Origin of the sequence: Planomicrobium sp. YIM 101495, from assembly GCF_009707665.1 — a bacterium.
In the GTDB taxonomy this organism is placed as follows: Bacteria; Bacillota; Bacilli; order Bacillales_A; family Planococcaceae; genus Planococcus.
The window spans coordinates 220,798-233,285 of sequence record NZ_WLZW01000002.1; the positions used below are offsets into that span (position 1 = coordinate 220,798).

Genomic DNA, 12,488 nt, shown 5'->3' on the forward strand with positions numbered 1-12,488 from the left:
ATTGCGAGCAGAATGTTCAGATTTATTCAATAATATGATAAGATGATAAAAGTACCAGAGAACAAAAACACAAAGGGGGCATCATCTATGATGAAGAAATTTGGTTTGTTATCTGTATTTCTGGTTTCTGCACTGACGTTAGCAGCATGCGGAAGTGATGAGGAAACGGACGGTTCGTCAGGAAGCGGTGACGGAGGCGGCGGTGAAACGTATTCTGTCGGGATTGATACGACGTATCCGCCATTTGAGTTTGAAGAAGATGGGGAGTATAAAGGAATCGATATCGATCTCATTAATGCGATCGCCGATAGCCAAGGATTTGAAATCGAATTGAATGCGATGGACTTCGGCGGGATCATCCCGGCTGTCCAAGCTGGCCAGTTGGATATCGCGATTGCCGGCATGAGTATTACGGAAGAGCGGAAAGAGGTCGTGGACTTCTCTGACCCTTATTTCGAAGCAGGTCCCTCCCTTGTGGTCGGTGCGGATAATAACGACATCGAAACATTGGCGGATCTGGAAGGGAAAACAGTAGTGGTGAAGACCGGGACGACCGGTGCTGACCTGGCACGTGAAAATCAAGAGGAGTACGGGTATGAAATCACTCAACTTGAGGACAGCCCATCCATGTTCCAGGAAGTATCGAATGGTAACGCAGATGCTTTGATCGAGGACTACCCGGTCATCGCCTATGCAATCGCACAGAGCGGATTGGACTTGAAGATTGTCGGAGATCGCTTGAACGGGGATAGTTACGGAATCGCCGTCTTGAAAGGCGAAAATGACGAACTGCTTGAAAAGATCAATGCAGGCTTGCAGGAGCTGCGTGACAGCGGAGAGTATGACGAAATTCTCGACAAGTATATTTCAGAGTGATCCAATCTGAATCCAGCGCGCCTCGGCGCGCTGGATTTTGTTCAAAGGGGATGAAGCGATGGAAACGATGATCAATGCCCTCCCCATGCTGATGGACGGGCTCAAAGTAACAGTATATGTTTTTGTGATTGCGATTATATTAGGTTTCATTATCGGATTGGTCATGGCGTTATTCAGACTATCGCCGTACAAAGTGCTGAATTGGATCGCCAAGATCTTTATCGATGCGATCCGCGGCACACCGTTTATCGTTCAGTTATTCTTTATTTACTTCGGTCTAAACTCGTTTGGTTTCATTTCATTGGATAATACGACAGCCGGGATAGTGACAGTTGCGATCAATGCTGGTGCATATTTTGCGGAGATCATCCGTGCTGGAATCCAATCGATCGACAAAGGGCAGACGGAAGCCGCACGTTCACTCGGCCTCAATTCGACGCAGACGATGCGTCATGTCGTGCTTCCGCAAGCATTTCGGCGGATGCTCCCGACGATCACGAACCAGGCCATCATTTCATTGAAAGATACTTCATTGCTGTCGATCATCGGGGTAGCAGATCTGACGCAACGTGGACGTGTCGAAGCGAGTGCGACATTCGAATTCTTTAACATCTACTTGCTGCTCGGCATCATTTACTTCGTCGTCATTTACTTGCTGTCGATGTTGGCGAGCTTCGTTGAAAGGAAGTTTGTATTGCGATGAGTATGATCAGAGTGGAAAACCTCAAAAAATCATTCGGTGACTTGGAAGTTCTAAAGGATATGAGTACTGTTGTGGAAGAGTCAGAAGTAATTTGTGTAATCGGGCCATCGGGTTCCGGGAAGAGTACATTTCTCCGCTGCCTCAACCGGCTGGAGGAAATTACGGGTGGTCATGTGTATATTGAAGGAACGGATATCACCGATCCCAAGAACAATTTGAACAAGATTCGGCAGGACGTCGGGATGGTGTTCCAGCAATTTAACTTGTTCCCACATATGAATGTCATGGACAACATCATCTTGGCGCCGACCAAATTGAAAAAGAGTGATAAGGAGAACGCCGAGAAAAAAGCATATGAACTGCTCGACAAAGTCGGCTTACGGGAAAAAGCGAAAGCGTATCCAGGCGAATTGTCAGGCGGCCAGAAGCAGCGGGTCGCGATTGCACGTGCCCTCGCGATGGATCCGAAAATCATGCTGTTCGATGAGCCGACGTCAGCACTCGATCCGGAGATGGTCGGCGATGTGCTGGATGTTATGAAGCAGTTGGCGCGTGAAGGCATGACAATGGTCGTTGTGACACACGAGATGGGCTTCGCCGCAGAGATGGGTGACCGTGTCCTGTTCATCGACGGCGGCTATATCGTGGAAGAGAATGTGCCAAAGGAATTGTTCGGCAACCCACAGCACGAGCGGACAAAAGCATTTCTAAGTAAAGTGTTATAAACGAGAAACAGCTGACAGGAAGAAATCTTCCTGTCAGCTGTTTTCGATTGTCCAGACTCCAGCCGCCAGCCCCTCGAGTCGCTTCGCCTTTACACTCGATGGCTGAGAAGCGCCATCAATTGCAAAGTCTCCAGCGCTTGGCGGGTCTACACGGCAGCCTCCGCTTTTCTTTTGTCCAGCCTCCAGCTGCCAGACCCTCGAGTCGCTTCGCCTTTACGCCTGATGGCTGAGAAGCGCCATCAATCGCAAAGTCTCCAGCGCTTGTCGGGTCTGAACGGCAGCTTCCGCATTTCGTTGTCCAGCCTCCAGCGCCCAGCTCTTCGGGTCATAAGCCAGCTCAGCTCCGCGGTCAAGCCCGCTGCGCTGATCCGTCTTATGCCTGTCAGAGCTGAACGGGCGCTTCCGCATTTCGTTGTTCTTTATTCTTCGTCAAATACGTGCACTTTTGTCATTGTGTCTCCAGCTTTCATTGCTTTCGCAGTATCGAGACCTGAAGTCACTTGACCGAATACTGTGTGTACGCCGTCTAGGTGAGGCTGTGCTTCGTGGACGATGAAGAATTGGCTTGAGCCAGTGTCGCGTCCAGCATGTGCCATAGACAAGCTGCCCGGTACGTGTTTGTGCGGGTTACCTTGTGTTTCACATTTGATTGTTTTGCCGCTTCCGCCTGTACCTGTACCAGTCGGGTCGCCGCCTTGTGAGACGAAACCAGGAATGATGCGATGGAAAATGACACCGTTGTAGAAGCCGGAATTCGCAAGCTCCTCGAAGTTTGCTACTGTGTTTGGTGCTTCATTCGGGAATAGGTCGAATTCGATGATTTCACCGTTTTCCATGTGAATGTGGCCTTTTTTTGCCATATGAAACATCTCCTTTTCTAATTACGTTCTTTCTTAGTATAACGACTTTTGAAGCTCCTGCCTAATCATTTGCCGCCTAGAGCGCCTTCAGAAGACCACCATCCACGACGAGCGATTGGCCCGTCAGATAAGCGTTGGCCGGGGAGGCGAGGAAGACGATGATCTGTGCGAACTCATCCGGCGTCCCAAGCCGCCCAGCCGGAATTTGTGCGATGCTGCGCCCGAGCATTTCTTCGGCAGAAATCCCTTGCTTCTTGGCGTTTTCTGCATTCAGCTCGGTCATGCGGTCAGTCGAAATCCGACCAGGTCCAACCGTATTGACCAAAATATTATCTGCAGCGACTTCACGCGCCAATGTTTTGGCGAAGCCGACCATGCCGGCACGGAATGTATTCGAGAGAATCAAGCCGTCGATCACTTCCTTCGTGGAAGAAGAAGAGATATTGACGATTCGTCCGAATTGCCGCTCCTTCATATATGGAAGCACAGCCCGGCTTGTCCGGATATAGCTCAGCAAGTTCTTCTCGAAGGCCGACAGCCAGTCGCTGTCCTGCACATCATTGAAACCGCCTGGGGCCGGCCCGCCGACGTTGTTGATGAGGATGTCAACGCCGCCGCTTTTCTCCGCTACTTGAGTGAAAAATGAAGTGATTGCTCCCTCGTCAGAGACGTCGCAAGTGATGGCATGCACGTCTTTATTGTTCGTTGCACTAATGATTTCATCGCGTGTTTTGTGCAGTTCTGCTTCTTGTCGGCTGGAGATATACACCGTTGCGCCTTCCATTGCGAATGCCAGTGCCGTTGCTTTCCCCAGGCCTTTACTTGCGGCCATGACCGCTACCGTTTTCTCTGCTAATCCAAGATCCATTTTCCTCGCTCCTTTTCATGTTTCTTCTAGCATAGCTGAAAAATGTGCCGAGGGGAGCAACTGGAGTCTTGGTGCACATGTTTAACCTTGTTTGGATTCGGAAATGGAGGTGTGGACCAGTGTGGAAAAAATGAATTATTTCCGATTTCCGTCATAAGTCCAATGGCGTGAAATAGGGGGGAATATGATAGGATATAAATAGTGACTAAATTAGGAGTGTTAACTATGACAGAACGTGAAGTTTACGATATTACCATCATCGGCGGAGGTCCGACCGGATTGTTCGCTTCCTTCTATGGCGGCATGCGTAAGATGAAAGTGAAAATCATCGACAGTCTTCCACAATTGGGTGGACAGCTGAGCGAGTTATATCCGGATAAATATATTTATGATATAGGCGGTTTCCAGAAAGTATTGGCGAAGGACCTTGTGACGAACCTTGTCGAACAAGCGAATTATGCCGATCCGGCAATTTGTCTCGAAGAAGCGGTGATGACAGTGAACCGTGAAGACGACATTTTCACGATTACGACGGACAAAGATGCGCATTATTCCAAAGCGATCCTTTTGACGGCAGGCGTCGGTGCATTCCAGCCGAGACGCATCGGGGTAGAAGGCGCAGAAGCATTCGAAGGCACATCGATCCATTACGGCGTGAAAGACTTGACGCTATTCAATGACAAGAAAGTCGTCGTCCTTGGCGGCGGTGATTCAGCTGTCGACTGGGCAATGATGCTTGAAGAAGTGGCATCTCACGTAACGTTGAGCCATCGCCGTGAAAAAATGACGGCACATGAAGCGAATGTCGAAACATTGCTCAATTCTTCGGTCGAAGTGAAAAAGCCATTCGGCATCAAAGAGTTGATCGGCGAAGACGGACAGCTTCGTGAAATCGTCCTGATCGATAAAGAAGGCAACGAAGAACGCATCGAAGCGGATCATGTCATCGTCAACTACGGCAACATTACCTCTCTTGGTCCAATAAAAGAATGGGGACTTGAGATGGAGAAGACGTCAGTCGTCGTCAACTCGAAGATGGAGACGAGCATCGAAGGCATCTACGCTGCAGGCGATATCGCGACATATGAGGGAAAAGTCAAATTGATTGCTGTCGGCTTCGGTGAAGCACCGACTGCCATCAATAACGCAAAGGCATACTTGGATCCAAAATCCAGAGTACAGCCACTGCACAGTACAAGCGTCTTCAAATAAACAATCGAAAGCCCGGCCAAGTGTCGGGCTTTTTGTGTGGATAAAAAAATGCGTATAGAACAGTCTGCACTGCTTACGACTTATTAAATAACGAAAGAAAAATAATAGTAAAGTAAAAAGAGTGAAAAGTGCTTATATAACACTGTGTAATAATTCCTATACCCGTGTAATACAATTGTTATGTTTCATCCGACGGTTTGTCATGTTCCTGCAATGTTAGGGTGTTATGATTCTGCTTGTTAGTGAAAAGGAGGAATTTCATTTTATGAAAAAACAAATTATCGCACTAACGGCAGCACTCACTCTAAGCGCAGGAGTAGCTGCTCAAGCGAGCGCACAATCATCTTATACAGTACAGTCAGGCGATACACTTTGGGCGATTTCCCAAAAACATAACGTTTCGGTACAAGAAATCAAAGGGTGGAATGACCTATCTTCCGACCTGATCTTCCCGAATCAGCAATTGTCAGTCGAAAGCAGCAAGCAAGCTGCTCAAGTAACACAATCAGCTCCTGCTAAGTCATCGGAAGCAAAATCGACATATACAGTTAAAAGCGGTGACACGCTTTACCGCATCGCGACAAACCACGGCATCTCATTGAACACATTGATGAGCTGGAACGGTATCACGGGCCACTTGATCTATCCAGGAGATAAATTGGTAGTCAACGGAGGAAGTGCAACAGCACCGAAATCTTCCCAACCAGCAAGCAATAAAAGCCAATCTTCAGCACCGGCTAAAACTTCTTCACCTGCAGCGTCAGCTCAGTCAGGTAAAGAAATGACTGTAACGGCAACAGCGTACACAGCATATTGTGCAGGGTGTTCAGGTGTGACAGCAACAGGAATCAACCTGCGTGCCAACCCGAACCAAAAAGTCATTGCAGTTGACCCATCAGTCATCCCACTCGGTTCAAAAGTTTGGGTTGAAGGATACGGAGAAGCAATCGCAGGCGACACTGGCGGAGCAATCAAAGGCAACAAAATCGATGTGTTCATCCCATCGAAAGACGCTGCTTTGAATTGGGGCCGCAAAACAGTCAAAATCAAGATCTTGAACTGATCGAACGAACCAAATAGAGTCCAAGCAACAAAGCCGAGGTGACCATTCCCTTGGCCTTTTTTTATTGCTGATTTTCCTTTCGCGAGGAGTGAATTAGCTAGAGATCGGCTGACCTGCATTCCAGAGATCGCGAGTTGGAGACGCGGTACCGAGCCACCTAGGTCGCTCGCGCTCTCAGAGTCGCTCAGTCGCTATGCTCCTTCACTGCTCCTCTAGCACGCTCACTCTTCCATTCCAGCTCAGCTCCTTCGATAATGGGAGTTTTATGTGATTTTAGGGAGTGGGACGATATCTGCATAAGGTGCTTACTTCGCTTTCTATCAGAAGGTGTTACATATTAGCAGGCAGGTCCAGCTGGCATACTCATCCTGCAGTTAGTCGCGACTCGCAGTTTTTGCACTTAAAATGAGCAGGTGGATTCCGTTGATCGCACGTCACAAGTATGCAGTCCTATCTCGTCAATTTCTAAGATCAATGTGATGCTGCCTAAGTATTCCTCGATGATGAAAAGCTCCCCATATTTTCCTCGCACACCAAATTAAAATCCCAGCGGTCTACGCAGTCAGCCGCCCCAACATATATGTGAAACCAAATTAGAAAGAAATGAAAATGATCACTCACTCCCAATCCAACTACTCTCAAAGCGAAGGGGCTGGCTTGGACTGGGCGGAGGAAGAAGACGAGCGTTCCCTAGCTTGGCTTCTTCCGGGAGCCCTGTCCGAAGCCCCGCAGCGGGTTCACATGCGACACCCGATTTCCCTCTGATACTCACCGCCCTAAGACCCCCGGCGGCCTACGCAGTCAGCCGCCCGAACATTTACCTCAACACCAACAATAGAAAGAAATACTCGTGCGCACTCTCTAACATTCAACCCGCACTCCAGCGAAGTGGGAGCCATGTCCTTAAGCCGCAAGCGATTTCCTATGCGACGCCCGAGCTTGCGCCTCCAAGCGACACCCACCACTCCATCTCACAACACCCTTTTAGAAAGAATTTTCTGCTTATTAAAGATATTTCGTCCAGCATCCGATATACTGAAGTAGAACACATCATTGACAAAGGAAGTGATCGAATGGCTGGACGAATCGAAAAAATCGAAGACTTACAGGCAAGTGAACTTTCGAAACTCGTGGAAGAAAGTGAAGCGGAAGGATACCGGTTTGTCAGAAGACTGGTCGATCAATATGAAGATGGAACGAACCGTTTCGATCAGACAGGCGAAATCCTCTATGGCATCCGGGAAGCGAACGGTGAACTCGTAGCAATCGGTGGCTTGAACAGAGATCCGTATGCTGGCAGCGCGGATGTCGGAAGGCTACGCCGCTTCTATATTTGTGAAGCGTCCCGACGGCAAGGCATCGGTACGCAATTGCTCGAAGCAATTGTGGCTCATGCCCGCAATCACTTCAGTGAAGTGGTGGTCCGCACAGACTCGTCGGCGGCAGACGCATTTTACCGCGCGAATGGTTTCCAAGGAGATCTCGGGCTTCCAGAAGCGACACACGGCATGTCATTGAGAAGCACAGAACAAGTATCAGGGTGATGGGAGAAAAGCGACAGGCGGATGCAGGTCGCTTTTTCCTATGCTAAAGTATAGAAAAACAGGTTCGAGGAGCGATTCAGATGGAAATGTCCAATTGGCAAGGAGCCGGCGCGATTTGTTTGAATGCCGAAGGGAAGGTATTGCTCGTGCGGCAAGGTCCGCCGGATGAAGAGAAGAAGTGGAGCGTACCTTCAGCTGGACTTGAGCAGGGGGAAAGCATGGAGCAGACGTGTAGCCGTGAGTGTTTGGAGGTGACTGGCGTGGAAGTCGAGCCGGTAAAAGAAATCGGTGTGCGGGACGGGCTGTACGAAGATGGAGCGGTATCATTCAAGTTGCATTACTTCCTCGTCAAACAGGTCGGCGGCAAAATCGTTGTCGCTGAGAATGATCCGTGGATTGCGGAAGTGGCGTGGAAAACGGTCGAAGAGATGGAAAAGCTGGATTTAGCCTATCCGGACGAAGTCGAGTGGGTGCGCCGCTGTCTTGTTTGAAAATCCATGAATGCGGGAAAATGAAGGGAAAGTAGTGAAGGAGGAGTTTGATGGACAAGGAGAAGAAAATGAAAGAAGGAGAAAAACTGATCCCGGACGTCGAACCGCGCCGTGATTCACCGAGTAAGCCTGAAATGGATCCGCAGCCTGACCGGGATTTGGAATACGAAGAGAATTCGAATGAGAAATACCGGGACCGCACGGAAGATGAGAAATCGGGAAGAAATTAACCAAATAAAAAAGAACTGCTTCCAATAGCCCGTCATGTAGTGGGCTTTGGAAGCAGTTCTTTTTTAGGTGCAGCGTCTTCCAGTTGGTCGACCGGCGCTACCCAGTCCTGGCTCCATTGCTGAAGTTCGTCCATGACGGGTTTCATTGCGAAGCCTTTTTCAGTCAAACCGTACTCGATACGGACCGGCGTCTCCGGATAAACTTGGCGCAGCACGATCTGCTGGGCTTCCAGGTTCTTCAGCCGTTCGGATAAGAGGCGTCCGCTGATCCCAATCGATTCGGTCAATTGGCTGAATCGCTGTGGGCCTTCGAGCAATTGATAAATGATTAATCCCGTCCAGCGCTGGCTCAGGATGGAAATGGCCGTTTCAAACCGAGGGCAAATGATTGTAGTATCCATTCACATCACTCCTTTAGTAAAGGATAGCATATTCTCATGTATTATAAAAGAATTTAGTTACTTGACTATGTTTGATATATAAAATATAATAAGTTACATAAAGTAACTGAAGGGATCGAAGAAAATGATTTTCCATGAAAAACCGATTACGTATGTGAGTGAAGTGCAACTGAAGGTATTGGATTTATCAGGCATGGTCGAGTTCTATCAAGAGGTGATCGGACTGGACGTACTCGAACAGACTGAGACGAGCGCAACACTTGGGACGGAAGCGAACCCGTTATTGAAACTGGATCAACTGGCAGACGGGGAAGCGAAGACAGGCCGCTATGCTGGGCTGTATCACTTTGCGATTTTGTTGCCGACGAGAGAAGATTTGGGGAGAATCCTCATCCATCTTCACCAAAATGGCATCCGTCTTGGTTCATCAGACCATCTTGTGAGCGAGGCATTGTACTTGTCGGATCCTGAAGGCAACGGCATCGAAATTTATCGTGACCGCGCGCCGGAGGAATGGCAATGGCAAGGCGATCAAGTAGCGATGGCGGTCGATCCAATCGATGCGGAAGGTATTATCGCTGATACGGAAAAAGCAGGCATCACTTGGAACGGGATGCCGGCAGGAACGGTAATGGGCCATATCCACTTGCACGTGTCGGACCTTACAGCAGCGAAGCGTTTTTATGAACAAGGCCTCGGCTTTGAAACGTTGCTGAACATGGGCGGACAGGCATTGTTCCTTGGGGATGGCAAGTATCACCACCATATCGGCTTGAATGTCTGGAATGGTGTCGGTGTCCCGGCACTACCGGAAAATGTGGCAGGACTGGGCGGCTATACGTTGATGCTTGCATCGGAAGAAAAGCGCCAGACGATTCTACAGCAACTTGCTGCACTTGATGTAGTGGTTTCGGAGAAGGGCGGCGTCTATGAGACTGCCGATCCATCGGGGAACCGGATCATCCTCGCAGTTTGATTCATTATAAGTAAGCAAAAAGCAGCGGGAAATCGATGATTTCCCGCTGCTTTTTTCAATCGTCATCCGGCTGCCCGCAGCTCATTTCGGTGTCGAAGTAAAAAATTGGTGCCGCGTCGTAGCTGATGGCCATGGATGCCGGGCTGACGTTGTTCAAATCCGTCTTCGGCTGTCCTTCTGTTTTTCTGATTTCCATATATGTTGTCAATCTTTCTTCCTTATAGAGCTTGTCGAGAGGGTTGTCGGAGAAAGACCATAAGATGAGTCCAAATGCAGTAACGATGACAGTGATTCCTATCAAGGAAAGAAATCCCTTCATAGCGTACCCCGCTTTCTAAAAATGTGCTTGTGCTAATGGGACGCAAAACATGTTCGCAGGTTCCCTTGCAGTCTGTAGTAATTTTAGCGATACTGAACAGAAGAAGCAATGGAAAGGTGTGGAAAGCGTGCTGACATTGAAAACATCCGTATGTGAAACATTCGGTATCACATATCCCATAATCCAAGCAGGCATGGCTGGCGGAGCGACGACTCCTGAATTGGTCGCGGCTGTCAGTGAAGCGGGAGGACTCGGAACATTAGGGGCGGCATATATGACTCCTGAGCAAGTGGAAGCGGCAGTCGAGATGATCCGTTCTTTGACGGATCAGCCGTTTGCCGTCAATTTCTTCGCCGCAACTCCGCCGGATGACTATACGAATCTTGCCGAAGTGCAGCAGGTGCTCCGGCTATTTCATGCGGAGCTTGATATCGCGGAACCCCAAGCGCCTAGTCAGACGGCTGACTTTAGCTCTGCCATTTTTGGCTTGTGTGTCGATCTCCGTGTGCCAGTCATTTCGACGGCATTCGGCTGTCTGACTACGGAGCAGATGCGGAAGGCGAAAGCACACGGAATCCGGACGACTGCGATGGTAACGACCGTCGGGGAAGCCCTGGAAGCAGAACACGCGGGAGTGGACGCCATCGTTGCGCAAGGAAGTGAAGCGGGCGGCCATCGAAGCATGTTTTCATTTGATGGCACACCAGCCGGGACGCAGATCGGATTATTTTCACTCGTCCCGCAAATCGTCGATGCCGTGAAGATTCCGGTCATCGCAGCGGGAGGCATCACTGATGGAAGAGGTCTCATTGCCGCGTTAGCGCTCGGAGCGGAAGGTGTACAGCTCGGCACCCGTTTTCTCGTCGCAGCAGAGGCAGGGACCCATACTGTCCATAAACAGGCAATCTTCGACAGCGGGGATGACAGCACGGTCGTGACACGGAGCTTTTCGGGACGGCCTGCAAGAGGGATCAAGAATCGTTTCATAGAAGAATTCGAGAAGAGTGGAACCTCACCGCTCCCATTTCCGTCCCAGAACACAGTGACGAAGGAATTGCGGCTGGCCGCCGCCAAAAATGGCAATGCCGACTTTCTCTCGCTATGGGCTGGGCAATCGGCGGGTATGCTGAAGGAAGAGGGGACGGCGGAAACGATTGTCCAATCTTTGGTTGCAGAAGCGGAGAAGCTGATCTGAAGTCTTTCTCGTATTCTTTTGCGGTGGATGGTATACTTGTGACTGTATTTTTTGATGTAGGGAGAGCGTATAAATGGAATGGAAAAACATACCCCGCGGTTTATTGATGGGGATCACAGATTTAATACCAGGCGTCAGTGGCGGTACGGTCGCTTTTATTCTCGGCATTTATGACCGTCTGTTGGCGTCGATCAGCGGCATCTTCAGCCGTGAATGGAAAAAACATGCAGCGTTTTTGATGCCACTCGGAATCGGGATCGTTATTGCGTTGCTGTTGTTCAGCCGCATCATCGATTATTTATTGACGAGTCATTTTGAAGCGACGCAGTTTTTCTTCATGGGACTTATTCTTGGGGTGCTGCCCTATTTAGCCCGGCAGGCAGAGGTCAAAAAGAATTTCAAGGCGCGTCATTTTACGGTTATGATCGTTCTCGGCATTGCACTTGCAGCGACTGCATGGATCCAGCCGAACGAAGCGGCAGAACCAATCGTTTCACTGACGGTGCCTGCATTCTTCCTGCTGTTCTTCTCCGGTTGGCTTGCTAGTATGGCGATGCTTCTACCAGGAATCAGTGGTTCGTTCATCCTATTGTTGATCGGTGTCTATTCGACTGCGATCAATGCTTTGACGACGTTCAATATTCCGGTTGCACTTGCGATCGGATCAGGTATCATCATCGGGTTTCTCGTTTCGAGTAAAGTCATCAGCTACTTGCTGCAGAACTTTACACATGTGATGTATGCAGCGATCATCGGTTTGATTTTAGGCTCATTGTTCGTCATTTTCCCTGGCTTCGCATCCGATACTTCCGCGCTCATTACGAGCGGGATTACATTTGCAGCAGGCTTGATTTTGACGTTGACGTTCAGTTCACCGAAGAAGACGGATCTTGCTGGAGCTGTAGAAGAAAAGCGGGTTTCCACTAACGCTATTTCAAATAAAGAGTAAGAGTATGAGACAGCTTTCTGTGAAAGCTGTCTTTTTTATCTGAAACCGTATTACTTTCAGAAATGACTAGCTGGCA

Annotated in this window: 16 protein-coding genes; 11 read left to right on the forward strand and 5 right to left on the reverse strand. The window is 49.2% G+C overall.

What is annotated here, in order from left to right; genetic code table 11:
• Positions 1-90: 90 nt before the first annotated feature.
• Genes GIW82_RS10425 through GIW82_RS10435 form a run of 3 tightly spaced genes read left to right on the forward strand, consistent with a single transcriptional unit; the run spans position 91 to position 2,304 of the window.
• Positions 91-876, forward strand: coding sequence for a transporter substrate-binding domain-containing protein (locus GIW82_RS10425; protein ID WP_154750031.1), 786 nt, complete (start codon positions 91-93; stop codon positions 874-876).
• Positions 877-934: 58 nt separating this feature from the next.
• Complete coding sequence (locus GIW82_RS10430) at positions 935-1,579, forward strand: amino acid ABC transporter permease (protein WP_154749885.1); 645 nt, start codon at positions 935-937, stop codon at positions 1,577-1,579.
• On the forward strand, positions 1,576-2,304 hold the full coding sequence (locus GIW82_RS10435) for an amino acid ABC transporter ATP-binding protein (protein ID WP_154749886.1): 729 nt from the start codon (positions 1,576-1,578) through the stop codon (positions 2,302-2,304). Before GIW82_RS10430 ends, GIW82_RS10435 begins: the two co-directional genes overlap by 4 nt.
• A 213-nt stretch (positions 2,305-2,517) precedes the next feature.
• Here GIW82_RS10435 and GIW82_RS10440 read toward each other — a convergent pair whose 3' ends face one another.
• The 3 genes from GIW82_RS10440 to GIW82_RS10450 form a co-directional block, all read right to left on the reverse strand.
• Complete coding sequence (locus GIW82_RS10440; RefSeq protein ID WP_154749887.1) at positions 2,518-2,712, reverse strand: hypothetical protein; 195 nt, start codon at positions 2,710-2,712, stop codon at positions 2,518-2,520.
• Positions 2,713-2,723: 11 nt separating this feature from the next.
• On the reverse strand, positions 2,724-3,164 hold the full coding sequence (locus GIW82_RS10445; protein WP_154749888.1) for a peptidylprolyl isomerase: 441 nt from the start codon (positions 3,162-3,164) through the stop codon (positions 2,724-2,726).
• Positions 3,165-3,240: 76 nt separating this feature from the next.
• Positions 3,241-4,032: an SDR family oxidoreductase gene (locus GIW82_RS10450; protein ID WP_154749889.1), complete on the reverse strand. Its 792-nt coding sequence runs from the start codon at positions 4,030-4,032 to the stop codon at positions 3,241-3,243.
• Between the two features lie 225 nt (positions 4,033-4,257).
• Between GIW82_RS10450 and GIW82_RS10455 the strand changes: the two genes are divergently transcribed.
• The 5 genes from GIW82_RS10455 to GIW82_RS10475 all read left to right on the forward strand — a co-directional run bounded on the left by GIW82_RS10455 (position 4,258) and on the right by GIW82_RS10475 (position 8,572).
• The gene (locus GIW82_RS10455) at positions 4,258-5,244 is read left to right on the forward strand and encodes an NAD(P)/FAD-dependent oxidoreductase (protein ID WP_154749890.1); all 987 of its coding nucleotides are present in this window, start codon (positions 4,258-4,260) and stop codon (positions 5,242-5,244) included.
• Positions 5,245-5,509: 265 nt separating this feature from the next.
• Positions 5,510-6,307, forward strand: coding sequence for a LysM peptidoglycan-binding and 3D domain-containing protein (locus tag GIW82_RS10460; protein ID WP_154749891.1), 798 nt, complete (start codon positions 5,510-5,512; stop codon positions 6,305-6,307).
• A 1,073-nt stretch (positions 6,308-7,380) separates the two neighbouring features.
• A complete protein-coding gene (locus GIW82_RS10465) occupies positions 7,381-7,851 on the forward strand; it encodes a GNAT family N-acetyltransferase (RefSeq protein ID WP_154749892.1) in 471 nt (156 codons plus the stop codon).
• Positions 7,852-7,931: 80 nt separating this feature from the next.
• Positions 7,932-8,342: an NUDIX hydrolase gene (locus GIW82_RS10470; protein ID WP_154749893.1), complete on the forward strand. Its 411-nt coding sequence runs from the start codon at positions 7,932-7,934 to the stop codon at positions 8,340-8,342.
• 50 nt (positions 8,343-8,392) lie between these two features.
• Complete coding sequence (locus GIW82_RS10475) at positions 8,393-8,572, forward strand: hypothetical protein (RefSeq protein ID WP_154749894.1); 180 nt, start codon at positions 8,393-8,395, stop codon at positions 8,570-8,572.
• A gap of 32 nt (positions 8,573-8,604) precedes the next feature.
• Here the strand turns inward: GIW82_RS10475 and GIW82_RS10480 are convergent, their stop codons facing one another.
• Positions 8,605-8,973 (reverse strand): winged helix-turn-helix transcriptional regulator, encoded by a 369-nt coding sequence (locus tag GIW82_RS10480; protein ID WP_154749895.1) that lies wholly within the window; start codon positions 8,971-8,973, stop codon positions 8,605-8,607.
• A 124-nt stretch (positions 8,974-9,097) separates the two neighbouring features.
• Here GIW82_RS10480 and GIW82_RS10485 point away from each other — a divergent pair, with 124 nt between their 5' ends.
• Positions 9,098-9,949: a VOC family protein gene (locus tag GIW82_RS10485; protein WP_154749896.1), complete on the forward strand. Its 852-nt coding sequence runs from the start codon at positions 9,098-9,100 to the stop codon at positions 9,947-9,949.
• A gap of 55 nt (positions 9,950-10,004) precedes the next feature.
• Here GIW82_RS10485 and GIW82_RS14750 read toward each other — a convergent pair whose 3' ends face one another.
• Complete coding sequence (locus GIW82_RS14750; protein ID WP_195914027.1) at positions 10,005-10,145, reverse strand: hypothetical protein; 141 nt, start codon at positions 10,143-10,145, stop codon at positions 10,005-10,007.
• Between the two features lie 250 nt (positions 10,146-10,395).
• On the opposite strand from GIW82_RS14750, the gene GIW82_RS10495 reads away from it, so the two are divergent.
• Both GIW82_RS10495 and GIW82_RS10500 read left to right on the forward strand, forming a co-directional pair.
• Positions 10,396-11,463, forward strand: coding sequence for an NAD(P)H-dependent flavin oxidoreductase (locus tag GIW82_RS10495; RefSeq protein ID WP_370456201.1), 1,068 nt, complete (start codon positions 10,396-10,398; stop codon positions 11,461-11,463).
• Between the two features lie 73 nt (positions 11,464-11,536).
• Positions 11,537-12,412, forward strand: a complete 876-nt coding sequence (locus tag GIW82_RS10500; protein ID WP_154749899.1) for a DUF368 domain-containing protein — start codon at positions 11,537-11,539, stop codon at positions 12,410-12,412.
• The last annotated feature ends 76 nt before the right edge of the window (positions 12,413-12,488 follow it).